General features: G+C 69.9%; 21 protein-coding genes and 2 pseudogenes. 17 read left to right on the top strand and 6 right to left on the bottom strand.

Going from position 1 to position 22,196, the window contains the following annotated elements:
* The first annotated feature begins 81 nt into the window (after positions 1 to 81).
* From ACZ7OH_RS26080 to ACZ7OH_RS26060, 5 genes are all read left to right on the top strand, one after another.
* Entirely contained in the window at positions 82 to 366 is a 285-nt protein-coding gene (locus ACZ7OH_RS26080; protein WP_470283163.1) for an SAM-dependent methyltransferase, read from the top strand.
* A gap of 150 nt (positions 367 to 516) precedes the next feature.
* Positions 517 to 1,764, top strand: coding sequence for an alpha/beta hydrolase (locus ACZ7OH_RS26075; protein ID WP_470283162.1), 1,248 nt, complete (start codon positions 517 to 519; stop codon positions 1,762 to 1,764).
* Positions 1,765 to 1,827: 63 nt separating this feature from the next.
* Positions 1,828 to 3,048 carry a sensor histidine kinase gene (locus ACZ7OH_RS26070; protein ID WP_470283161.1) on the top strand — a complete coding sequence of 407 codons (1,221 nt, stop codon included), beginning with the start codon at positions 1,828 to 1,830 and terminating at the stop codon, positions 3,046 to 3,048.
* A 5-nt stretch (positions 3,049 to 3,053) separates the two neighbouring features.
* Positions 3,054 to 3,449 carry a response regulator gene (locus ACZ7OH_RS26065; RefSeq protein ID WP_470283160.1) on the top strand — a complete coding sequence of 132 codons (396 nt, stop codon included), beginning with the start codon at positions 3,054 to 3,056 and terminating at the stop codon, positions 3,447 to 3,449.
* A complete protein-coding gene (locus ACZ7OH_RS26060; RefSeq protein ID WP_470283159.1) occupies positions 3,446 to 3,721 on the top strand; it encodes a response regulator transcription factor in 276 nt (91 codons plus the stop codon). The genes ACZ7OH_RS26065 and ACZ7OH_RS26060 overlap by 4 nt, the downstream gene beginning before the upstream one ends.
* Positions 3,722 to 3,759: 38 nt before the next feature.
* Here the strand turns inward: ACZ7OH_RS26060 and ACZ7OH_RS26055 are convergent, their stop codons facing one another.
* Positions 3,760 to 4,158, bottom strand: a complete 399-nt coding sequence (locus tag ACZ7OH_RS26055; RefSeq protein ID WP_470283158.1) for a transposase — start codon at positions 4,156 to 4,158, stop codon at positions 3,760 to 3,762.
* Positions 4,137 to 4,478: a hypothetical protein gene (locus ACZ7OH_RS26050; protein WP_470283157.1), complete on the bottom strand. Its 342-nt coding sequence runs from the start codon at positions 4,476 to 4,478 to the stop codon at positions 4,137 to 4,139. Before ACZ7OH_RS26050 ends, ACZ7OH_RS26055 begins: the two co-directional genes overlap by 22 nt.
* Positions 4,479 to 5,070: 592 nt before the next feature.
* Here ACZ7OH_RS26050 and ACZ7OH_RS26045 point away from each other — a divergent pair.
* The 5 genes and pseudogenes from ACZ7OH_RS26045 to ACZ7OH_RS26025 all read left to right on the top strand — a co-directional run bounded on the left by ACZ7OH_RS26045 (position 5,071) and on the right by ACZ7OH_RS26025 (position 12,153).
* The gene (locus tag ACZ7OH_RS26045; RefSeq protein WP_470283156.1) at positions 5,071 to 9,702 is read left to right on the top strand and encodes an RHS repeat-associated core domain-containing protein; all 4,632 of its coding nucleotides are present in this window, start codon (positions 5,071 to 5,073) and stop codon (positions 9,700 to 9,702) included.
* An 829-nt stretch (positions 9,703 to 10,531) separates the two neighbouring features.
* Positions 10,532 to 10,759, top strand: coding sequence for a hypothetical protein (locus ACZ7OH_RS26040; protein ID WP_470283155.1), 228 nt, complete (start codon positions 10,532 to 10,534; stop codon positions 10,757 to 10,759).
* Between the two features lie 6 nt (positions 10,760 to 10,765).
* Positions 10,766 to 10,939, top strand: a complete 174-nt coding sequence (locus ACZ7OH_RS26035; RefSeq protein WP_470283154.1) for a hypothetical protein — start codon at positions 10,766 to 10,768, stop codon at positions 10,937 to 10,939.
* 138 nt (positions 10,940 to 11,077) lie between these two features.
* Complete coding sequence (locus ACZ7OH_RS26030; RefSeq protein ID WP_470283153.1) at positions 11,078 to 11,443, top strand: cyclophilin-like fold protein; 366 nt, start codon at positions 11,078 to 11,080, stop codon at positions 11,441 to 11,443.
* Positions 11,443 to 12,153 (top strand): annotated as a pseudogene (locus ACZ7OH_RS26025) (SDR family NAD(P)-dependent oxidoreductase). The gene ACZ7OH_RS26030 and the pseudogene ACZ7OH_RS26025 overlap by 1 nt, the downstream one beginning before the upstream one ends.
* Before the next feature lie 295 nt (positions 12,154 to 12,448).
* Here the strand turns inward: ACZ7OH_RS26025 and ACZ7OH_RS26020 are convergent.
* Together ACZ7OH_RS26020 and ACZ7OH_RS26015 are read right to left on the bottom strand one after the other, a co-directional pair.
* Positions 12,449 to 13,432, bottom strand: a complete 984-nt coding sequence (locus ACZ7OH_RS26020; RefSeq protein WP_470283152.1) for a hypothetical protein — start codon at positions 13,430 to 13,432, stop codon at positions 12,449 to 12,451.
* Positions 13,429 to 13,779 carry a GntR family transcriptional regulator gene (locus tag ACZ7OH_RS26015; RefSeq protein WP_470283151.1) on the bottom strand — a complete coding sequence of 117 codons (351 nt, stop codon included), beginning with the start codon at positions 13,777 to 13,779 and terminating at the stop codon, positions 13,429 to 13,431. Before ACZ7OH_RS26015 ends, ACZ7OH_RS26020 begins: the two co-directional genes overlap by 4 nt.
* Positions 13,780 to 13,974: 195 nt before the next feature.
* On the opposite strand from ACZ7OH_RS26015, the gene ACZ7OH_RS26010 reads away from it, so the two are divergent.
* Entirely contained in the window at positions 13,975 to 14,655 is a 681-nt protein-coding gene (locus ACZ7OH_RS26010) for a DUF1214 domain-containing protein (RefSeq protein WP_470283150.1), read from the top strand.
* On the top strand, positions 14,639 to 15,223 hold the full coding sequence (locus ACZ7OH_RS26005; protein ID WP_470283149.1) for a DUF1254 domain-containing protein: 585 nt from the start codon (positions 14,639 to 14,641) through the stop codon (positions 15,221 to 15,223). The genes ACZ7OH_RS26010 and ACZ7OH_RS26005 overlap by 17 nt, the downstream gene beginning before the upstream one ends.
* Positions 15,224 to 15,285: 62 nt before the next feature.
* On the opposite strand, the gene ACZ7OH_RS26000 is transcribed toward ACZ7OH_RS26005, so the two are convergent.
* Positions 15,286 to 16,959: an APC family permease gene (locus ACZ7OH_RS26000; RefSeq protein WP_470283148.1), complete on the bottom strand. Its 1,674-nt coding sequence runs from the start codon at positions 16,957 to 16,959 to the stop codon at positions 15,286 to 15,288.
* 1,185 nt (positions 16,960 to 18,144) lie between these two features.
* Here ACZ7OH_RS26000 and ACZ7OH_RS25995 point away from each other — a divergent pair.
* Positions 18,145 to 18,534, top strand: a complete 390-nt coding sequence (locus tag ACZ7OH_RS25995) for a hypothetical protein (RefSeq protein ID WP_470283147.1) — start codon at positions 18,145 to 18,147, stop codon at positions 18,532 to 18,534.
* A 69-nt stretch (positions 18,535 to 18,603) separates the two neighbouring features.
* On the opposite strand, the gene ACZ7OH_RS25990 is transcribed toward ACZ7OH_RS25995, so the two are convergent.
* Positions 18,604 to 19,293 (bottom strand): glycoside hydrolase family 75 protein, encoded by a 690-nt coding sequence (locus ACZ7OH_RS25990; protein ID WP_470283146.1) that lies wholly within the window; start codon positions 19,291 to 19,293, stop codon positions 18,604 to 18,606.
* A gap of 644 nt (positions 19,294 to 19,937) precedes the next feature.
* Between ACZ7OH_RS25990 and ACZ7OH_RS25985 the strand changes: the two genes are divergently transcribed.
* The 4 genes and pseudogenes from ACZ7OH_RS25985 to ACZ7OH_RS25970 all read left to right on the top strand — a co-directional run bounded on the left by ACZ7OH_RS25985 (position 19,938) and on the right by ACZ7OH_RS25970 (position 21,806).
* Positions 19,938 to 20,726, top strand: a complete 789-nt coding sequence (locus ACZ7OH_RS25985; RefSeq protein WP_470283145.1) for a hypothetical protein — start codon at positions 19,938 to 19,940, stop codon at positions 20,724 to 20,726.
* Positions 20,727 to 20,815: 89 nt separating this feature from the next.
* Positions 20,816 to 21,235, top strand: coding sequence for a TOBE domain-containing protein (locus ACZ7OH_RS25980; protein WP_470283144.1), 420 nt, complete (start codon positions 20,816 to 20,818; stop codon positions 21,233 to 21,235).
* 29 nt (positions 21,236 to 21,264) lie between these two features.
* A pseudogene (locus ACZ7OH_RS25975) lies at positions 21,265 to 21,354 on the top strand (LysR family transcriptional regulator); the annotation flags it as partial.
* Positions 21,355 to 21,617: 263 nt separating this feature from the next.
* Positions 21,618 to 21,806 (top strand): hypothetical protein, encoded by a 189-nt coding sequence (locus ACZ7OH_RS25970; RefSeq protein WP_470283190.1) that lies wholly within the window; start codon positions 21,618 to 21,620, stop codon positions 21,804 to 21,806.
* The last annotated feature ends 390 nt before the right edge of the window (positions 21,807 to 22,196 follow it).

Raw genomic sequence — 22,196 nt, 5'->3', positions numbered from 1 at the left:
TGTGCTCGACATGTCGATCGTGTATGACCTGGTGTTTCTCAGTTGTCTCACTGCGGCGTCATCAAAATCAGTCTCATACTCATGGCATTTCCTCAGCGGTTGGCACCGCGCAGTGGAGCTGGAGACGATGCTTCGATCACTTGCATTGGGCTTTCGGAAACGCCGCGACCTACCGGTCGATGCTCGATCAGGGGCGCTCCGACGTGTGGCCGGCGACCCGCGCCGGACATGGCGGCGGTGTTCGACGGATTCACGCTGATCGAGCCCGGCATCGTGCCGGCCGGCGAGTGGTGGCCGGCCGCGGGCACCGAGATTCCCGACCCGAAGTCGGTCGGCCTCTATGCCGGGGTGGCCCGCAAGGACTGACCGCACGATCCGCGGCCCCGATCTCCATCGGAGGTCGTAAGGCCGAGTTCCGGCCTGCGACGGATGTGCCAGACCACGGGTGGACGGCAGGGTTCAAGCCACGGCGCCGGTCGTCCGGCCGGCGCCATCGGCAGCCCGAGGGAGTTCACCATGGTCGAGCACGCGAATTCGCAACGAAGGCGCCAGCGTAGAACGCTGTCGGTCCTCGCCGGGGCGGCCGTGGCCGTGGTCGCCGCCGCACTGGCGGTCGGTTCGGTGCCGTTCGCGCGGGCCGAGGCATCGCTCGTGCCGACGACGTCGGACGGCTGGGCCGGGATCGTCCGGGACGAGGTCACGATCCCGATGGACGGCGGGTGGGTGTCGAAGGGCGAGCTCACCTATCCGCGCGGCGCCGAGGGCCGGCTACCCACCGTGGTGCTGCTGCACGGCAGCGGCAAGAACGACCTGAACGAGACCGTCGACACCGGCGCGACCCCGCTCGAGCAGGTCGCCCAGACGGCGAACCACCAGGGCTTCGCCGTGCTGCGCTTCAACAAGCGGGGCGTCGTCGACGTCGGCCCGAAGCTGAGCGATGATCCGGCCTTCCTCTATCCGGCCAAGCCCTATGAGCAGGTGGTGCGGGACGCGGCCGCGGCCGTACGATTCGCCGCGAAGTCGTCGCGGGTCGACACCGGGCGGCTGTTCCTGTTCGGCCACAGCGAAGGGACCCAGGTGGCGAGCAACCTGGCCGCCGCCCCACGGACCTACGGCATCCCCGGTCCGGCCGGCGTCGTCGAAATGGGCGTGGTCAGCGGTACGCCCCGCGAGGTGGTGTATTACCAGGCGGTCGGAGCGGGTCTGGGACAGTTGCACGACGAGTTCGACTTCGACGGCGACGGCCTGCTCACCGCCGACGAGATCACCAAGGGTCTGCTGGGTCAACCGGCCGGCACGGCGCAGCAGTTGCGCCCGCTGCTGCTCGACGGCGTGCACGACGACAAGGTCAACAGCCGGCTCGACGCGAACGGCGACGGCAAGCTGGCCATCGACGCCGAGGTGCGCCCGGCCGTGGAGGCCGCCGCTGGTTTCGCCGAGTACCCGAATCTCACGAACGCCCCGAAGGGCTTCGCCGACTACCTCGTTGACATCGCCCGGTTCCCGACCCCCGCCCAGGATCTGGTCCACTACCACGGCTCGGTGCTGCTGCTGAACGGCCAGACCGACATCCAGACCCGGGTGCGCGGTGCGATCGTCACCGACGCCGCGCTCACCACGGCCGGCAACCGCGACCACGAGCTCATCACCTACCCGGGAATGGGTCACTTCCTGAACGTGACTCCCCAGTACAACCCGGCCGAGGCCAACCCCGACCCGGTCGTGCTGGCCGACATCGGCAAGTGGCTCGCCCGGCACCGCTGACCATTCGCGGGTGCGGCCGCGACCCGGCCGCACCCGCACCGACCCCCCGAATCCGGACAGGCCATGACCGATTCCGTACGGCCGTGGGACGCACTCGGCCTGACCTCGCCGTTCCGCCGCGACTGTGCTCTCGCGGCGCTGGTGGCGCTCCTGTCGGCGACCGTGCTGTGGTTTCCCGACCCGACCGTGACCGCCACCGGCTTCGTCGTGCTGACCCTGCTGGCCGCGCAGGCGATCGCGCTGTGCCTGCGCCGGGTGCGGCCGCTGGTGTGCATCGCACTGGTGCTCGTCCTGCAGACCGTGCTCTCCGCCGTCGTACCCACCGGGCAGGGGGTGCGCGGGCCGGCCGTCGCCATCGCGGTCTACACCTGCGGCACGCTTCTGACCGTACGTCGTTCGTTCGCCCTGGCCGCCGCGGCGGCCGGCACCGAGATCGCCGGCTATGTCTTGTTCAGCGCGGTGCCGGCCACCTTCGGACCCGCCCCCGTGCTGCAGCCGTCCGCCGTGGTCGCCCGCGCCACCGGGCAACTTCTCGTGGCCCTGGCCGCCTACGGCGGCGCGGCCCTCATCGGCCAGAACGTCGCCATGCGCCGCCGCTACGCCGAACTCGTCGAGCTCCGGGCCGCCGAGGCCGCCCGGGCCCAGGCCGCCCGGGTCGAGTCGGCGCTGGCCGCCGAACGCACCCGGATGGCCCGCGAACTGCACGACGTCGCCGCCCATCATCTGACCTCGGTGATCGTGCAGGCCGCCCTGGTGGAACGCCTGGTGGAACGCGACCCTGCGGCCGCGCGCACCGGCGCGATCACCGTCCGCGAGGAGGGCCGCAAGGCGCTGAGCAACCTCCGCTTCATCGTCGGCGCCCTGCGGGAGGACGGCACCAACGGTGCCCCGGCGGCCGGCCTGGCCGGGATCGCCGAGCTGGCGTCCGGCCAGGGCGCCTCGCTGACCGTCACCGGGGAACCGCGCGACGTCCCGCCGGCCGCCGACATGGCCTTCTACCGGGTCGCGCAGGAGGCGTTGTCCAACGCCCGTGATCACGCACCGGGCGCCCCGGTTACGATCACCATCCGGCACCGCCGCAACGGCACCACCCTGCTGGTACGCAACGACCCACCCGCGGTCGTCGCAACACCCACCAACGGCGACCGCCGCGGCTTCGGGCTGATCGGCATGCGGGAACGCGCCAAGCTCATCGGCGCGACGCTGACCGCCGGCCCGGCCGCCGACGGGGGCTGGCAGGTCGAACTCACCGTGCCGCGAGCAGAAGGGGAACCACCTCCGTGATCACGGTGCTCCTCGTCGACGACCAGCAGTTGCTGCGGGCCGGCTTCCGTTCCCTGATCGAACTCGCCGACGACATCCGCGTGGTCGGCGAGGCGTCCAACGGCCCCGAAGCCGTACGCCTCACCCGCCTGCTGCGCCCCGACGTGGTCTGCATGGACGTCCGCATGCCGAACGGCAACGGCCTCGACGCCACCCGCGAGATCGTCCACGAGATCGAACCGGCCCCCGCGGTTCTGGTCCTGACGACCTTCGAGCTGGATGAGTACGTGTTCGGCGCGCTCGAGGCGGGGGCGCCAGCGGCTTCCTGCTCAAGGACACCGAACCCGACGACCTGGTCGACGCCATCCGGCGGGTCGCCGCCGGCCAGGGCCTGGTCGACCAGTCGGTCACCCGTCGCGTGATCCGCGAGTTCGCCCGCCGCCGCCCCGCCGCCGCGTCCGCCCCACGCCCGGCCGCCGGCACCGCCGACGCGCTGACCGCCCGCGAGGCCGAGATCGTCAAACTGCTGGCCCAGGGCATGTCCAACGCCGAGATCGCCGCCGCCCTGGTCGTCGAGGTAAGCACTGTGAAGAGCCACCTCAGCCGAGCCATGTCCAAGATCGGCGCCCGCGACCGCGTACAGACCGTCATCTGGGCCTACCGCAACGGCCTCATGCCAGCAGACCCGGACTGACCCTCGACATCTGCGGCAGACATCCTATGTTTTCAAAGTCAAGTCTGGGGTTGAAGGTGGGCCCAGGCGGTGGCCTCGTCGTAGGCCGTTCTGGTCTTTGGGCAGCCGTGCAGGATGCCGACGTGGCGGTTGCCGAGCTGGCGTAGAGCAGCCTGATGGCCGGTGCCGCGCTCCCGCAGGGATTGGTAGTAGGCACGGGCGCCCGGTGAGCCGCGCATCGTGCAGAACGCCCACTGATGCACCGCGTCAGCGAGACGCCGGTTGCGGGCGTAACGAGCCAGCACGACCCGGCGACCGCCGGATGCGCGGGTGATCGGTGAGGTGCCGGCGTAGTTGCGTTCAGCGTCCCGGTGCCGGCCAAAATGGTCGGCCACCACCTGCCCGAGCTCGGCGATCTCGATGTTCAGGATGTTGATCAGCTGGACCTGGCTGGACACGACGCCGCGTATATCCTGCCGGAGACTTCCTTTTGCCGTAGAAACGGGTGGGGGACGATTCCCCGCACCGACCGATCGAAATCCGCGTACTGCAATCGCGTGAGTTCCAACCGCGACTCATACGAGACGTGGCCTTTCGTCGTGCTCGACCAGTAGGTGCCCGAGTAGTGCTTCTGGCCCCGATACCAGCGGAAGGTGCGCCGCGGCGCAGCCGTGCTCAGCAGCGACTCGTCGACCTCGAACCACGGCCGCGTCTGTGCATCACGAAGGTCGCCGGGCAGCCGAAACCTGACCAGCGCATCCCCGGATCCGCCGGTCATGATGGCCTCCTCGGCAACAAGAACGGAACCTGATGGGCTCAACACCCACACCTGTGCGATTACTGCGAGCGTGACCGTGGCGCGCGCGTCGGCGACACCACGCGAACGGCCCAACATCAACTTGTGCCACGCGGAATCTCACGAGAACCCGCGCCGTCCCGGTCCCGAGCCGGGCGATCTTCCGCCGATCTCCTCCATGCCGTTCCCCGCGGGGAGCCTAGACGGCCGGACCGCCTGCGGCCGCCGGGTTTCCGCGCTCCCGAGTCGGTGCAGGACCGCGGCCGCCGCACTACCGTCGAGCGACGTCACTGCACTCTCGCCTACGTCACGCAGGGGCCAGCTCGACGAGACGGCGACGTCGGGTGGGTTCGTGTGCGGACCGCCCCACCATCCGAACCGCCCTGAAGGAATCGCCCGGACCGGGCAAACCGACCAGGCGGCGGCCATGCGGGCATCCCCGCATGGCCGGACGGGCACCCGTTCAGCGGTACTGCCACCCCTCGATCCCGAACATCGGTAGCGTGGGTTTCATGATCTCGGCCGGCCGGCGGCAGCCGGAAAGCGGCGTCCGCGACGAGGATGGTCCCACCACATGAGCAACCCCTTGGTCGCGCCGACGCAGGATTCGACGAAGGCGTACTCGGGAATTTCCCTGCTGGAATCGGCGAACGACCTGAAGTCCGCGATCGAAAGCGGGGACTGGGCGTCGGTCGCGATGGGGGCCGTCGGCACCGCGCTCGACGCGCTGTCGATGGCGATGGACCCCTTCGGCGCGATCCTCGCCGCCGGTGTGGGCTGGCTGATCGAGCACGTCGGGCCGCTCAAGGAAGCCCTCAACGGCCTCACCGGCAACGCCGACGAGATCGCCGCCCAGTCGCAGACCTGGACGAACGTCGCGGGCGAGCTACAGAGCGTCGGCACCGACCTCGCCGACCTGGTCAAGGCCGACCTGCAGTCGTGGTCGGGGCCGGCGGCCGACGCCTACCGCCAGCGCGTGCAGGACACCGGCACCCTCCTGGAGACCGCGCAGAAGGGGTGCGAAGGCGCCGCCAGTGGGGTCAAGACCGCGGGCGAGGTCGTCGGGGCGGTGCGGACGCTGGTCCGCGACATCATCGCCGAACTCGTCGGCCACCTGATCAGCTGGGCGCTGCAGGTCGTGTTCACCCTCGGCATCGGCCTGACCTGGGTCGTCCCGCAGGTCGTCGCGGCCGTCGCCAAGACGGCGTCCAAGATCGCCGACATCACCACCCGGCTCGTCAAGGCACTCAAGGCGCTCATCCCGCTGCTGAAGCGGGCCGGCTCGCTGTTCGATGACGCCGCGAAAGCGCTGAAGAACATCAAGCCCGGCAAGGTGTCCGGCCCGTCGAAGCCCCCGAAGATCGACGGGACGCCGAAGCCGCCGGAGCCCAAGCCGAAGGGCGGGGACAGCACCAGTACGGCCGGCGCGCACGGGAACCCGCCGCCGCCGAAGAACGACGGCGCACCGCCGCCCAAGAACGACAGCACCTCGCCGTCGGGCAGCAACGGCGACACACCGCCCGCCCACGGGGGCGGCAGCCCGGGCGGCGGGGCGAACGGCTCGCCAGGGGGCGGCGGCACCAGACCCTCGTCCAGCAAACCGGACAACCCGCGCGACACCGCGCCCACGCCGGACACCCGCGTCTGCAAGGACGACCCCGTCGACGTCGCGAGCGGCGAGGTGATCCTCGAGCAGGTCGACCTCGAGCTCGGCTCGCTCGTGCTGGCCCGCACGCACGTGTCGACCTACCGGGCGGGCCACTGGTTCGGCCCGTCGTGGTCGTCCACTGTGGACCAGCGGCTCGAGGTGGACGACGAGCACGTCTGCTACTACTCGGCTCTCGGCACGATCCTCGTCTACCCGCGCGGCGAGGGGGAGCAGTTGCCGTTGGAGGGCGCGCGCTGGCCGCTCGTCCGCGACGGCGACGCCTACACCCTCACCACCGACGACGCGGTGCTGGAGTTCTTCGGTGCCGGCCGGGTGGTGCCGCTGCGTGCCGTCCAGGGCGAGCAGCGGGTCGAGGTCTTCTACGACGACTTCGGCGTTCCGGCCCTGCTGCGCCGCGAGGACGGGGTGCGCGTCGGCGTGCGGACCCGGGGCGGCCGGGTCACCGAGCTGGTGGTCCTGGGCGACGGGCTGCCGGACGTGACGGCGCTGCGCTTCGACTACGACCCGCGGGACCACCTGGCCGCGGTGACCAACTCCTCGGGGCAGGCGCAGCGGTTCGAATACGACGAGGCCGGGCGCCTCACCGCGTGGCGGGACCGCAACGACGTCCACTACGGCTACACCTACGACGAGCACGGCCGGTGCGTCCGGACCAGCGGCGACGGCGGGTTCCTGAGCGGCACCTTCGCCTACGGCGACCACGTCACCCGCCACACGGACTCGCTCGGGCACGTCACCGAGTTCCACTTCAACGACGCCCGCCAGGTCGTGCGCGAGGTCGACCCGGCCGGTGGCGTGACGCTCTCCGAATGGGACCGCTACGACCGCCTGCTCGCCCGCACCGATCCGCTGGGCCGCACGACCCGCTACGGCTACGGCGAGGACGGCGCTCTGACCGAGGTGCACCGGCCCGACGGTTCCGTGGTGCTGTTCGACGGCACCGCGGGCGGCCCCGCCGCGATCACCGTCCACAGCGGGGACACCACCTGGCGCCGCCAGTACGAGGACGACGCGCCGGACCCGCGGACCACCCCGGTGGGCGTCGCCACGTCGCTGTCGTTCGGCGGCGACGAGCCGCCCGCGCCCGAAGGCGTCGAGCCCGACCAGTTCGGCCGGCCGCGGGCGCTGCCCACGGCCGGCGGGACGGTGGCGCTGAGCTGGACCGTGGAGGGCCGCCGGGCTGCGCGCGTCGGACCGCGGCAGGAACGCGCGTTCTGGCGCTACGACGGCGAAGGTAACGAGATCGAGCACATCGACGAGCTCGGCCGGGTCACGCGCCGCGAGTACGGCCCGTTCGACGTGCTCACGGCGGTCACCGACCCGTCGGGCGCGCGCACGGTGTACGGCTACGACACCGAGCTGCGCCTGACCTCCGTGACCAACCCCCAGGGCCGCACCTGGACCTACCGCTACGACGAGGCGGGTCGCCTGCTGGCGCAGACCGACTTCGCCGGCCGCACCCGCTCCTACGCCTACGACGCGGCCGGGCAGCTGGTCAGCGCCACCGACCCCGCCGGGCTGGTGACGACCTACCACCACGACGTCGTCGGCAACCTCGTCGAGGTCCGCGCGCCGGACCGCACGACCACCTACCGGTACGACCCCGTCGGCAACCTGGTGCGCGCTGCCAACGGCGAGTCCACCGTCGAGTTCGAGCGGGACGCGTTGGGGCGGGTCGTGCGCGAAACCGTCGACGGGCGGAGCGTGACGTTCGAGTACGACGAGGCGGGCACGCTCCACCGCCGCACGCCCGGTGGCGCCGAAAGCACCTGGTTCTTCGACGACCTCGACCGGCCGATCGGGCTGCTCGCCGGCACCCGCCAGATCGTGTACCGCCATGACACCGCGTCCCGCGTGGTCGCCCGCCACGACGGGGCCGTGCAGCTCGCCCAGACGTTCGGCCCGAACGGCGAGCTCGCCGCGCAGACCGTCACCACCGCGGGGGTCCCGGTGCAGCGGCGGTCGTTCGGCTACCAGGCCGACGGCACGCTCGTGGGACTGAGCGACGACGTCACCGGCACCACGGCGCTGAGCCGGGACCTTGTCGGGCGCGTCGTAGGGGTCACCTCGGCGCGGGGCCGCGAGGAGTACCGCTACGACGCCGCCGGCACGTTGTTCCCGCCTGCGGGCCTCGCGGTCACCGAGGACGGACACGGTCGGCGCGTCACCCAGAGCGCGGGGGCCGGCACGCAGACGTTCACGTGGTCCGGAGACCGGCTCGTCACGGCGACCACGCCGGACGGCACGGTGTGGCGCTACCACTACGACCCGCTCGGCCGCCGCGTCGGCAAGACCCGCCACGGCGCTGACGGCAGCACCGCCACCACGATCTACACCTGGGACGGCACCATCCTCATCGAGGAGGCCGCGCCGGACAGGCTCGTCACGTGGGACCACCTGCCTGGCACCGTGACCCCCGTGGTGCAGCGCGAGCGGGACGCCCAGGGCACGCGGGTGCGCACGTTCGTCACCGACGCGGTCGGCACGCCGACCGATCTGCTCGACGAGCGGGGCGGGCTGGTCTGGACGAGCCACCGCGCCGCGCACGGGCGGGAGCTGACGGCCGCGCCGACGCCGCTGCGCTTCCCCGGCCAGTACGCCGACGCCGAAACGGGCCTGCACTACAACGTCTTCCGCTACTACGACCCGGCGACGGCGCGGTACCTGAGCCAGGACCCGCTGGGCCTGGAGCCTGGCCCGGACCCGTACGCCTACGTACCGGACCCGTACGCGGAGTTCGACGCTCTGGGCCTGATGAACTGCTCCACCTCCTCGCAGTCGACGGGTGGCGGCGCTCCGCCGACCCCGCGGGGCGGGCACGACGCCGGCAACACCGGCGGCAGCTCGTCGAAACCCACGCCGCCGCCGGTGCCGCCGAGGAGCTCGAAGCCGAAGATCAAGCCGCCGGTGCCGCCGAAGCCGGGGGCGAAGCCCGGAAACACGGCCCCGTCGGGCAGCAAGCCGCCTCCGCCGCCGGTCCCGCCGAGGAGCTCGAAGCCGAAGATCGAGCCCAAGCCCGAGACCCCGGCTCCGCAGCCGAAGCCGGACACCCCGGGCCCGTCGCAGCCGAAGCCGGAGCCGAGCGGCCCGGCGGGCAGCGCCGGCAACCCGGCGCCGAAGCCACCGGCGGGCAAGGACGACTTCCACCAGCCGCCCCCGGGCGCGCCGAGCAAGCTCCAGGGGGAGTACACGTTCAAGCCGGAGCCGCAGAAGATCGGCGGCAGCCAGTACGGCGACGTGACGCCGATGCAGGAGCACATCTTCCAGGGCGTGATCGACAGCAAGATCGCGAAGTGGAAGCAGGACGGCGTGATGAACACACCGGTGGACATCAAGGTCTACTACCCGCCGGGCTCCAACCAGCTCAAGCTCGCCGGCGACGGCCACCACACCTTCGCCGCGGCGATGGAGAGCGGCCGCCCGATCAACCTGCAGCTGTGGAAGCAGCCCGGCGGCGGCCTGGCCAACCCGCAGACCAGCTGGGGCAACACGACCGCGCTGCCGGGAGTGCCCAAGCCGGGGCAGTGGCAGAAGTAGCCAGCGAGGCGAGAACCCGCGCCGCGGGACCACGGGGCGTGGGGAACGACCGGGTGTGAGGCGGGTAAAGGTCAACGGGCGGTGGCCCCTTCGCGATGAGGGCGAAGGGGGCACCGTTCGGGCTGCGATCCGGTCGCGCAGGTCAGGCGCGATCTCGCGACGGATCCGGTCTTCGACGCTGTCGCCCGGCCAAATCGGCCGGGCCACGGATCGCCGGATACCGGGGAGGCCCGGCCGGTTTACCTGGTCAACGCATGAGGGAGTGGCTCGGCCGACGTGCGATCAGTCAAGCTGCAGGTCGGTGGCGAACTTCAGTGTTGGGTTATAGATCAACTCGGTCCTCGGACACCAAACGTGGTGAACTTTCACCAAGCATTTCGCATCAAGCCGATCACCGTTGATGGTGGTCGGCATCTTGCGTTTCGTAGCCGGATCGCCCGTTCGGGGCGGTGGTCGGCGTGATCGTGGCAGCCGTGATCCCCGGCTCGGCTCCGGACGGACTCCTGGATCGTCTGGCTTCTCCGGCGGTGGCTCTGCCGTTGCCTGAGCTGCTGCCTGATCGGACTCGGACGGGACTGGAGTACGCGATAGCGCGAGTCAGCCCCTCAGGCCGGGTTTGCGTGTGGCCGTTGCTGGATCGGCTGGGCTGGCACGACGACGTCCGCCTCGCTGTGACGGTGGTCGGGACGTCGCTGCTGATCCGGCCGGACGCCGGCGGTGTGTTCGCGCTGGGGAAGCGGCGGATGGTCGTGTTGCCCGTCGCACTGCGGCGCCGCTGCAGGACGCCGCCGACGACCTCGGACCTGTCGAGATCCTCCAGTTCAGCCCCGTGCCCCGGGCCGACTTCATGAAGCCGGTCCTCGACACGAGCGCCGACGACCTCGAGACGCCGTTGAACTTCTCGGTGAAGGGCCCGGTCACCGCCGTGAACGCAGTCTTGCCCGGCATGCGCGTCCTGGGCCGTGGGACCGTCCTGTTCGTCAACGGCGGCAGCGCCGTGCACCCGCACCCCGGGCGCGCCGGCACCTCGATCGCGTTCGCCGCGGAAAGCGCGTAGGCCCGCATGCTGCACGAAGCCCTGGCTCCGGACGGCATCCACGTCGCCCAGCTGATCGTGCCCGGAGCCATCCGGCCCGACTCGTCGACCAGTAGCCTGGACATCCTGGCCGAGCGCCTGTTCGACCTCCACACCGAGCGCGACGGCTTCCGCCACTTCGCCGAACCCATGGCCGACTGACCGGGGAACGCCGTGAGATTCGCTCACCTGGCCACGGCCAGCGCCCTGGCCGCGACCGCTTGCAGCCCCGAGGTGCCCACCTCCTCGACACCAACGCCCTCGACACCCGTCGCCGCCAACACAGAGAGCGCGACCTCTGTGAACATCCGCCTCACCGTCGACGACCGCGTCGTGGCCGCGACCCTGAACGACAGCCCCAGCGCCCGCGACTTCGCCACGCTCCTGCCGCTCAACCTGAACCTGAGCGACTTCCACGAAACGGAACGGATCTCGGACTTGCCACGGTGGCTGACGACCGCCGACGCCCCGGAAAGCGCCGAGCCGAAAGCCGGAGACGTCGCCTTCTACGCCCCGTGGGGCAACGTGGCGATCTACTACCGCGACGCGCCCCGCGCGAGCGGCCTGATCGTTCTCGGCCGCTTGGCCGACGGCGGCGCCGACGTGCTCGCCACCGCCGAGCGGATCACGATCGAACTCGTCCCCGAACCTGGAGAACATCCCTGATGAACCCCACCTGCGACTTCACCGGCCGAGTCGCCTTCGTCACCGGAGCCGGTTCCGGGATGGGCCTGGCCACGGCTCGGACATTCGCCGAGGCCGGGGCGGCCGTCGCGCTGACCGACGTGGACGAAGCGGCGCTGGCTGCCGCCGACGGGGAACCTCACCGCCGCGGTCGACCGTGGCGGTCGAGACGTTCGGCCGGCTCGACGTGGCCTACAACAACGCGGGCATCCAGATCCCGCCCAGCGACGCTGCCGACGAGCCCGCCGAGCGGTTCGACCGCGTCACCACCATCAAACTTGCGCGGCGTGTGGGCCTGCATGAAGCACGAACTGCGGCACATGCGGGCACAAGGCAGCGGGGCGGTGGTCAACTGCTCGTCCCTCGGAGGTCTCGTCGGCCTCCCCGGCCGGGCTTCCTACCACGCCTCCAAGCACGGGGTGATCGGCTTGACCACCGGCGCCGCGCTCGAGTAGGCCCCGCGCGGCATCGGCGTCAACGCAGTCTGCCCCGGGACCGTCGACACCCCGATGGTCAGTGACATGATCGCCAAGGGCGAGCTCGGCCGCGCCGAGGCCGAAGCCACCCAGCCCATCAACCGACTCGGGACCGCCGAGGAGGTTGCCCAGGCGGTGCTGTGGCTGTGCGGCCCCGGAGCCGGCTTCGTCGTCGGAGTGGCCCTGCCCGTCGACGGCGGATACGTCGCCCGCTGAGCGACGGCACGGACTCTCATACTGGTTCCGGGACGGGCTCGGCTTCGCGCGGCCGAGACCCTCCCGGCCGACCGAACACGACGTCGTCATCCACGTCCGAAGCCTCGACCCGCTGACGGGCGACGCGGACGCCTGGCGGTCGGCGCGACTGGCGTTTGTCTTCAAGCAGCAGGTCGCGGAGTTGTTCGGCGACGCCGCAGCAGCGCACGACCGGGGTGCTGGACCGGGGGTTGAGTTCGACCACCAACAAGTCCGGCCTCAGCCGCGCACCGTCGTTGTCGACGGGGCGAACTGGTCATGCCTGCTTCCTCGCGTAGGTCTCGAGGACCGCCGCCGCGGTCCCGGCGTCATCGACGGTGACGACGATCGAGCGGCCGTCGCGCCGGACGACCTCCAAGCCGGGTCCGCGCCGCGTGACGATGCCCCACCTCCCCTTGCCGCGCGGGCCGATCACCCAGCGGATGCCCCAACCGCCGAAGTCCGCCATCGGATCGACCGGGACCACCCCCGCCGACGCCAGCTCGGAAGCCGGGACGCTGAATCGTGGCCATCCGAGCGTCGACCGCACGACGAACCCGCCCGGCCCGGCCGTCACCACGAACTGCGCGGTCGTCAGCAGGGCCGTGAGCATGAGGGCCGGTGCGAAGAAGATCGGCCAGAACTGCCGGCCCACGGTGAGGAACAACAGCACGCCGAGCACGATGAGAACCGCGGCGACCACGGCGATGAGCGACAGGAACCACGGCGCGAGGTCGACCCTTCCGATCCAGACGGCGACCTCTCCGCGTCTGACCGGCAGCCCGTCCGATGCCTCCACGCCGGTGGTCGCGGCGGCCTCACGGGGGAGCAGCCACCAGGTGAGCAGGCCCGCGGCGATGGCCAGCACGACCCCGCCCCCGAGCGGCAACGCGGGGGCGAGAGGCGAATGGTTGAGCACGACCAGGCCGACACCCATACCGACGGTGTGGAACACCGTGATCGCCACCGCGATCGCGGGCATCCAGGTGTTCATCCCGGCCATCCGTGTCGAACGGGCGATGAAGAACCCGATCAGCGCGATCACGGGAAGCCCGATCGCGGCAATGAGGATCGCGTAGCTCCACCAAGGTCCGTAGCGATCTCCCTGGGCGCCCCACCGCACGACCAGCTGTGCACTGCCTGCCGCGCCGACACCGATCACCACGGCCTCGGACGCCACGACGATCGCGAGCGGGACCCAGATCGTCGCGATGAGCGCCGCCCGGTGAGCGGCCGCGTGGCCGACGACCCGACCGGTCATGACTCGTACTCCTTCCGGACCAGGGCGAGCAGGGTGCCGATCGGGATACCGGCGGCTTTCGCCTCGTCCGCGGCGCGCGCCACGGCGTCCCTGACCCGATCGGCGGTCGGGCCGCCGACGACGACGGCGCCGCGACCGCGGCGGAGCTCGACCTGGCCGTCGTCGCGCAGCTCCTGATAGGCGCGCAGCACAGTGTGGACGTTGACCGCGAGTGAGTCGGCGAGGTCCTTCGCCGCCGGCAGCCGCGTCCCGGTCGCGATGGTCCCCGTCGCGATCTGGGTCGTGATCGAAGTCGCGATCTGGGCGAAAACCGGCGTAGCTGAGGAGGGGTCGACAAGCACGAACACAGGGTTATTCTAGTTCAACTAGAAGAATGAAGCTACCGCCCACGAGGAAGGGGAGCGCATGCCTACGGACGAACAAGCGTCCGCGACCGGATCCCGGCGGCCCACCAGCACGGGGTGCGGGCCGTGCTCGGTGATCCTCGAGGACCGCGTCGACACCCTCATCTTCCTGGTCGCGCCGCTCCGGACCTGTCCGCGATGAGCAGGATCTACACGTATTTCGGTGCGCTCATCGGCCTGGTCTGCGCGTACTTCGTTGTGCGGCTCGTCTTCTTCACCGACTTGACCACGAGAACCGTGCCCGCCGACATCCTCCAGGGCGTTCTCCTCGGCTGCGGGCTCGCGCTCGTCACCGCCCTGATCATCGGGCGGATCCGGGCCACGACATCGCACGGGTGGACGACGATGTACGGGTGCGGCCGGCCCGGCAACGGCTTGTTCTTCCGGGCGGCGCAGGCATGGGCCTTCCCGGGGCCGATCACCGTTCCCGAAGAGGCGATGTACTGGCGGACCACTTCGGACGGCTCGGGCCGGACGCTGGACGGCCACCGGGACTACGTCATGCACTTCGAGGCGGGACGGCTTCCGCCCACCACCGCGTTCTGGTCGCTGACCATGGGCGATGGGAGGAACCGCTACGTGCCGAATCCGCTCGACCGGTACCACGTCGGCGATCGCTCGGGCCTCGTCCCGAATGTCGACGGCTCGGTGGACGTGTACATCCAACGGCAGGCTCCGGTCGGCCACGAGCCGAACTGGCTGCCCGCTCCCGCGGGCAGCTTCATCCTCTGGCTGCGGGTCTACCTGCCTGGCCACGAGATCGCCGAGCGCACCTATTCGGTACCGCCGGTGGAGGTGAGCCATGCCCGCGGGATATGAACACCTGGTCATCCTCGGGGTCATCGCCGTCGCGGCATCGCTGCTGGCGACCTACCTGTATCCGCGCCTCCTGCTCATCGCGTACAAGCGGGCGATCCTCGTCAAGGGGGTGGACTCCGGCCCCATCCCGGTCAACACGCTCTACACCCAGTCTCAGGCACTCTTCCGAGACCCCTTCGCACCCTTGCCGCCAGGTGGGTCGCGACTGATGAGCATGGGCACGAACCGCGACACCCTTTACGTCGCGGGCTGGCTCGACCTCGCGGCGGGGCCGCTCGTCCTGCACGTGCCGGACATGGGAGACCGCTACTACAGCGTGCAGTTCACCGACCCCGCCACGAACACGAACTTCGCCTACGTCGGCACGCGCACCACGGGCACGGCCTCCGGCGACCACCTCGTCAGCGGGCCTCGCTGGACGGGGACCGTGCCGGAGGGCATGGCACACGTGTCGGCGCCGCACAACGCCGTCCTGCTCATCGGACGCGTGTTCGTCGCCGACGATGACGACCTGCCGACCGCATACGCACTCGCTCGGGAAATCCGTGTCACCTCGCGGAAAACGTAGTGTTCGAAAGGCGGTCGGTGGATCAGCCTGTCCGGGCGATGAGCCGATTGCGGCCGATTCGCTCAGACTGCCGGCGCGGTGCCGTCGATCTCCGCCGTCAGGAGCTCCACTTCCTCGGCGGCGACCGTGGCCTGCACCTTCTCCGGGGCGAGCGCCGAATTGACCGCCCAGTAGAAGATGACCAGCGCGAAGACGACGACCGTGGCGAGGTCCCACCATTCCGGGAGGATGTTGCGCGGCGCCACGTTCTGCGCGTACCGCCCCAGGAAGCCGATGATCGCGGAACCGACGAGCCAGGGGACGATCCAGACCGCGGCCTTGAGCTCCAACGGGCGCCGTTTCTCGGCGGGGGCCGTGGCGTAGCTGATCGCGAAGATCAGGAGGCCGACGACGACGGCGGCGAGGATCTTCCACGTCGTGTCGTAGCCGCCCCAGTAGATGATCAGGTTGGCGCTGACGAACCCGATCGGGGCAAGGACCTTCGCGTAGGGCGTGCGGTAGGGGCGCGGGCGGCCGAGGTCGCGCTTGCGGAGCGCGGCCAGGGAGACCGGCGCGAACGCGTACATCACCGCTGTCGCCGAGGTCACCACGTTGACCAGCGCCTGCCAGCTCGGGAAGGGCAGGAACGAAAACTCGCCGACGACGAAGGCGAGGATGATCGACCAAAGCGGGATGCCCCGAACGTTGACCTTGCCGAGGATGCCGGGCAGCAGCCGGTCGCGCCCGAGCGCGTAGGTCAGGCGGGCCGACGTCGCCACGTAGACGAGGCCGGTGCCGGCGGGGGAGACGAACGCGTCGGCGTACAGGACGTAGGCGAGCCAGCCGGCGCCGGCGGCGAAGGCGAGCGTCGCGTACGGGCCGAAGTCGCCCTTTTCGATCGGGTTGGCCCAGCCCTGGATCAAGTTGTGCGGGTCGATGCTGCCGATGAAAGCGATCTCCAGCAGGATGTAGACCAGCGCGCCCACCGCCATCGCGGTCAGCACCGCGCGGGAGAGGTCGCGTTTCGGGTTCCGTGCCTCGCCGCCGAGCTGGATGGCTTGTTCGAAGCCCTGTAGCGCGAAGACGACCCCGACCGGCAACGCGGCGAAGATTCCGTGCGCCCCGTACGGAGCGAAACCGCCGCCCGCCGTGAAGTTGCCGGCGTGGAAGCTCGTCGGGATCAGCACGAACACGGTGACCAGCGGGACGGCGGTCTTCCACAGCACCGCGTAGGAGTTGGTCTCCGACATCAGCTTCACGCCGACGATGTTGATCAGGGTGAAGACCACCATCAGGAGGCTGGCCCAAGCGAACCCGCTGGCGGTGAGCGTGCCGTCGTCGGCGTGCAGGAGGTTCAGGTTGTCCTTGACCCACGCGATGTTGTTCAGGTATTCCAGGCTCGCTTCGACCTCGATCGGCGCGATGGCCACGGCCTGCAGCCACGCGGACCAGCCGGCGACGAACCCGGTGACCGTGCCGTAGGCGAACAGCGGGAACCGCGCCGTGCCGCCGGCGACCGGATAGGCTGCACCGAGCTCGGCGTGGATCAGCGCCAGCACGGCGAGCATCGCCGCGGCGAGCACCCACGAGATGATCGACGCGGGGCCGGCGACCTGGGCCGCCTTGAGCGCACCCAGTAGCCAGCCCGAGCCGATGATCGAGCCGAGGGAAATGAACGTCAACCCGTAGAAGCCGACCGCTCGCTTCAGCTGTCCGCTGCCTTCGTCCGAGGCCACGACGGTTCGCGAGGAAGCCATGCACACTCCTGTCTGCGAAATCCGGAGTTCTCCGGGAGACCCTCCGGTGGCGTTCGGAGCACTATGGCGCATGTGCACTCCGAACCAAACCGCTGTGGTGGCAGAGTTTTGATACTTAAGGGCGACTTAACATGAGACTCGGACATTTGTCACTTATCCGGACCGTGGAGAGGGTGTGAATACGCATTCCGGGCAATGCGGAGAAAAGACGTTCGAGCGACAGGAAGCGGGCATTTGGAATGGGGCCGCGTTCTGAGGCCGCGTATTCCGTTCTTCTTCACCGGCAACGCCACCGAGAAGCGGGAGCGGCGCGCTGCCGCTCTCGGTGCGCGGATCACCAATCGGCTCGAGGATGTTCTCGCCTGGCTGCCGAGGATGTGAACCCGCTGCAACCGACAGGGTGAGGTGCGGGCGGCTCCTGTTGAGCCCTGCCGCGTTCAGTCACCGTCGTGGTGACGTATCTCGTCGTAGAGGCGCAGCCGAGGGGCTATCTCGTCTGCACGGTAGGTAGGCCTTGATCAAGGTTCGTTCGGGAAGCACTCCTTGCCGCACCCCAGCGCTGAACCGGGCGGCCAACGTGGCGATCTCGGTCAGGTCCACGGTGGGTGGCGGCTTGCCGGAGACCACACGACGAGGTGACACCGCCCCACGTGACCATCCCTGCACGCGGCCGAGGAGCCGACGCCAGTGCACCGAACTGTCCTGGTGGATAGCGCAACCGACGAGGTAGGCGTGGACGACGTTCCACTCCAGCCATACCCGGTCCGGCCTGCGCAGATCTGCGATGGTCGAACGCGCCACGGCGGGAATGGGCTGCTCCGCCGTCGCGAAGACCGTTCCGGCGCGGAGAACGATGTCCCGGTACGACGCCGTACGTAGCCGATGCAACGCCGCGACGTACTCACGCAGGGGTGGTGCGGGTGATCTCGGCGGTGGTGTTGCCGGCGTAGAGCGATTCCCGGGCTCGGGAAGCCGTGAAGGTAGCCGTTACGGCCCCTGCTTTGTTTCACGAGCCGGAGAAGTCGGTCAGGAAGTGGATCCCCACCTCGCACGAGTTCACGCAGGCGGCGAACCGCCGGGCGCCCAGCGGCCGCGGGAAGAACGGGCCGGTTTCGGCTATGAGGTGGCGGGACCTCGCGCGGGTCGACCGGCACCTGCGTTGACGGCGGAGAAGGAGGGACTTCGGTGAGGTTCATCGGCTTGCGGCCGTTCGGGCACGTCTCCGGGCAGATCGACGTGACGGTGACCGGTGTCGGGGACATCGACCTGCGCGACGAGGCGCACGTGGCGGCCATCAGGTTCGCCCGCGGCGAGCGGCACCTGACGATCGGGTTCGACTTCGTGTCCGAGTGGCCGGGTGGGCGGCAGCGGATCTCTCTGGAGTTCGGCGAGGTCGAGGTGCTGCGCATCGAGCCCTACTTGCCGACGGGCGTCGACCCCGGTTACGGGCACGCCCTCCTGTTCGGCATCGGCCACTGGGCGGACGCCGAAACCGGCCGAGAGGGCTTCACGGTGTCGACGACGACGTTGGAAGTCGACTTCTACGCGGTGGAACTGACGGCCATGGTGAGCTGACTCGTCCGCTGAGGGCCGCCGGGCGGTGACACCTTCCGGCGGCCCTGTCGCGTGGATGCCTTGCCGGGACTAGATACCCATGCTCGCGCCGAGGCTGTCCAGTGCCTTTTGGACCAGGGCCTGGGCATTGGCGTTCAGGTTCGAGTTGGTGCCGTTCACGACCCAGGACGAGCCCGAGAAGATCACCACGGTCACGCCGTTGTCGACGCCGCCGGTGGTGCCGCTGCTGGGGATGCCGAGCAGCGAGGCCGACTTCACCGACGCCTCACCCAGTTCGCGGGAGTCGTTGCTCGAAGTGGTCTGGTTGTTCCCGGTCTGCGTGTCGCCGAAGATGGCGCCGATGCACTTGCTCTTGTAGAACATCAGGGCGAACTGACGGCCCTTGATGTCGTGTTCCTTGTAGAAGAAGTGCGGGCAGGGGGACTTGCGGTCGTAGCAGTCGTCGCCCAGCACGTAGAACGGCACGTGGTGCGCGGCCAGCTGCTTGCCGTTGCTGTCCTGGAAGGTCGTCTGGCCCTGGTGGTCGGGATCGGGGTCGGGGTCGCTGCCGTCGTCGTCGACGGCCAGGCTGGAACTGTAGGCGTAGACGCCCGTCGCCACCTGGTAGACGTTGACGTTCTTGGCCCGCGTCATGGTGTTGATGTGCGGCTTGGAGTTGACCTGGTGCGCGGTCGTGCTGTTCTTCTTGACACCGGCCAGCACCTGGGCGGCCGTGTACGTCTTGTCGGCCGACGGGGCGGCCTGGGCATCGGTGTTCATCGTGGCGGCGTCGGCGGACTTGAGAGCGAATGGCGTGACGAGCGCCAGAGCCGCAGCGGCTGCGACAGCGAAGCGCGTACGGGATGTCATGGCTGGGGCCTTCCATCGATCGCGGGGACACCGGACTTCGTTAGGAATACTTCCTAACTGAGGGAACCACCTGGGACGCCATCACGTAACACTTTTACGGAAATTTTAATCAGATGTCCCGGTCTCCGGGGCAGGCGACCGGTTGGAGCGGCGGAGGGTGGTGATACGCGGCGTCGAGGGCGAGGGAGCAGGAAGCGTGGTCGAGACCGCGGCGGCCAAGCCGGCCCCAGTCATCCGCCCCCTGGTGCGCCGAACGGCAACCTGCCTGTGCGCGACGACCGCGCGTACGCCGAGCGCCTCTATGCCCTCCGGTCACGGTGAGCGCTGCTGTTACTTGGCGGTGGACCTCGAGAAACGCCTGAGAACCCTCTTCGAGGTGGCGGGTGAGGGACGCCTGAGGCATACCGGTGAGATTCCGGCGGCAATCACACCAATCGCCTTACCCGGCGGGCTGCTGATCAAGGTCGATGTGCGGCGGCCGACGCCTACTCAAGAAGCTCGGCAGCGAGAAGCGGTACGTCCGCGACGTCTACTGAAGACCTGCCGGTGAGCGCGTGCTGGGCATGAGACTGCACCGCTTGGTGGTGGCGATCGCGCTCGTCCTGCCCGGCGCCACGGCCACGGCCGCGGTCCTGCACACGGTCAGCGTCGGCGGCGAGGTCGCCACCCCTGCCCTCTACACCGCGGCCGAGCTGGTCGCGCTCGGCCGGGCGACTTACCCGGTCACCAACCCGCGGCCGGGTGCGCCCGCGGCGGTCACCGGGACCAGCCTCTACGCCGTGCTCGTGCGCGCGGCGCCGGTCGTCCCGGCGGGCAAGAACACGTCGCTGCGGGTGCTCGCGCGCGTCACCGGCAGCCATGGTCGAGTGACTTTCGCGCTGGGTGAACTGGACCCGGGATTCGGCAACCACCCAGCCGTCTTGCTGCCTGGACAGCGGGGGATCAGCCTGGTCGTCCCGGGCGACCGGGACCGCAGCCGCAGCATCACCGACGTCCGGTCCGTAGAGGTCACGGTGTACACGGCCGGTGTCCAGGAGGTACCGCCGGGCGGGCTCCGGGTCGTGACGCAGCACCGCAGCGTCATCGTGCCCGGCTGGCTGCTGGCTCATCTGCCGGCTCGGACTCGGCAGGTCACGTTCCTGGCGCGGCCCGCCGCTGAGCGCGGTTCTGCTCGTCGCCGGGGTTCCGCCGCTCCCGGGTACGTCGGTGGTCGCGGTCGGGGCGGACGGCTACGGCGCGGCGGTCACGCTGGCCGAGGACTACGTCGGCGGGCGTCCGCTGCTGCTGTCCTCGGTGGAGGACGGGGCACCGCTCGCGCAGCCGCGGTTGGTGCCGGACGGTGACGTCAAGGGTGGCCGGTACGTCTCGGGCGTGGTGACGCTAGCGGTGGGCTGACCTGCGGCGATCCCGGTTCGGGACTACAGTCCCGGGCATGGGTTTGAGCATCCGCAACCAGCTCGCCGGCACGGTCTCCGCGATCACGCCGGGCGAGGCGATGGCGACGGTCAAGACGCGCCTGTCCGGTGGCCAGGAGGTCACGGCCGCGATCACCCGGGAGGCCGTCGAGGACCTCGGGCTCGCCGAGGGATCGGCGGTGCGGGTGCTGATCAAGTCGACCGAGGTGTCCCTGGCGACCGGTCCGGTGAGCGGGATCAGCATCCGCAACCAGCTCCCCGGCCGGGTCACCGGCGTCACGGCCGGCGAGGCGATGGCGACGGTGAAGGTCACCGTCGAGGGTGGTGAGCTGACCGCGTCGATCACGCGGGAGGCCGTCACTGAGCTGGGCCTTGCGGAGGGCTCCTCGGTGGTCGCGCTGGTCAAGTCGACGGAGATCTCGCTGACGACCGACTGAACCGGACGCGGGTGCGGCCATACTGAAGCATGCTGTTGCGTCAGCTGGAGTACCTGGTCGCGCTGGCCAAGGAACGCCACTTCGCCCGGGCCGCCGCCGCGTGCCACCTCTCGCAGCCGTCGCTGTCGGCGGCGATCCGGAAGCTGGGGCGTGAGCTGGGCGTGCCGATCGTGCGTGCAGCCACCGGTTCGCCGGGTTCACGCTGGAGGGGGAGCGGGTGCTGGCGTGGGCGCACCGGTTTCTCGTCGCAGCCGACGCGCTGCGCCACGATCTGTCGATCATGCGCAGCGAGTCCAACGAGTCGTAATCATCGATGCGGTCCCCGAGTGTCTCGGCGACGATCCGCTCGACCTCGTCCGGTCCGCGTGCTTCCGACTCGGCCATGGGTGAGCTGCACCTTCAATCCTTTCGACGCCGCGGCTTGGTGGAGTTCGTGCTCGGCGACGTCGAGGGTGCCTTGGCGCAGCCGGCCGAGGACCGAGGCGCCCAGCTCGGTCCGAGCGGCATCACGAAGCAGGATCTGCGCGGCGGTGGTGTTCTGCTTGGCCTGGTCGATGACGGCACACACTGACAGATCCGGATTCCGGCCGCCTCGGCCGGGCGGGGTACCGCCAGCACCGTCATGATGACCGCGACGATCAGGCCGACAACCGTCGTGCGCTGCACGGGATGCGACGGTGAACGCACGCGTTTCCTTTCTCGTCAATGACAGCTACGGCAGCAAAAGGTACGGCACGACATCGGGCAGCCGGTAATCCTTCGGTAGGTTTTGTGCCGATGACCACAGTTCTCAATCAGGCTACCGGCTGGTCGAGCTGAACGGACACTGCGGGGAATCCACAGTGTCGTGCGGGTTTATGCCCAAGACACCGTCCTGGCTCTGATGCACACTGATGGCATCCCCTCGCGGGTGGAGAAGGAGAGTGAGATGCAAAACGAGCAGCGCATTGGCGAGCTCTGG

The sequence above is a fragment of the Amycolatopsis sp. NPDC114478 genome, from assembly GCF_055633805.1.
The sequence above is the reverse complement of the archived record's forward strand: the minus strand, read 5'-3'. Positions and strand labels throughout refer to the sequence as shown.

Coding starts and splice junctions, on each gene's coding strand:
- ACZ7OH_RS26080 (WP_470283163.1), top strand. CDS start 82: ATGGCATTTCCTCAGCGGTTGGCACCGCGCAGTGGAGCTGGAGACGAT.
- ACZ7OH_RS26075 (WP_470283162.1), top strand. CDS start 517: ATGGTCGAGCACGCGAATTCGCAACGAAGGCGCCAGCGTAGAACGCTG.
- ACZ7OH_RS26070 (WP_470283161.1), top strand. CDS start 1,828: ATGACCGATTCCGTACGGCCGTGGGACGCACTCGGCCTGACCTCGCCG.
- ACZ7OH_RS26050 (WP_470283157.1), bottom strand. CDS start 4,478: ATGACCGGCGGATCCGGGGATGCGCTGGTCAGGTTTCGGCTGCCCGGC.
- ACZ7OH_RS26045 (WP_470283156.1), top strand. CDS start 5,071: ATGAGCAACCCCTTGGTCGCGCCGACGCAGGATTCGACGAAGGCGTAC.
- ACZ7OH_RS26035 (WP_470283154.1), top strand. CDS start 10,766: ATGCTGCACGAAGCCCTGGCTCCGGACGGCATCCACGTCGCCCAGCTG.
- ACZ7OH_RS26020 (WP_470283152.1), bottom strand. CDS start 13,432: ATGACCGGTCGGGTCGTCGGCCACGCGGCCGCTCACCGGGCGGCGCTC.
- ACZ7OH_RS26010 (WP_470283150.1), top strand. CDS start 13,975: ATGAGCAGGATCTACACGTATTTCGGTGCGCTCATCGGCCTGGTCTGC.
- ACZ7OH_RS26005 (WP_470283149.1), top strand. CDS start 14,639: ATGCCCGCGGGATATGAACACCTGGTCATCCTCGGGGTCATCGCCGTC.
- ACZ7OH_RS26000 (WP_470283148.1), bottom strand. CDS start 16,959: ATGGCTTCCTCGCGAACCGTCGTGGCCTCGGACGAAGGCAGCGGACAG.
- ACZ7OH_RS25990 (WP_470283146.1), bottom strand. CDS start 19,293: ATGAACACCGATGCCCAGGCCGCCCCGTCGGCCGACAAGACGTACACG.
- ACZ7OH_RS25980 (WP_470283144.1), top strand. CDS start 20,816: ATGGGTTTGAGCATCCGCAACCAGCTCGCCGGCACGGTCTCCGCGATC.
- ACZ7OH_RS25970 (WP_470283190.1), top strand. CDS start 21,618: ATGGGTGAGCTGCACCTTCAATCCTTTCGACGCCGCGGCTTGGTGGAG.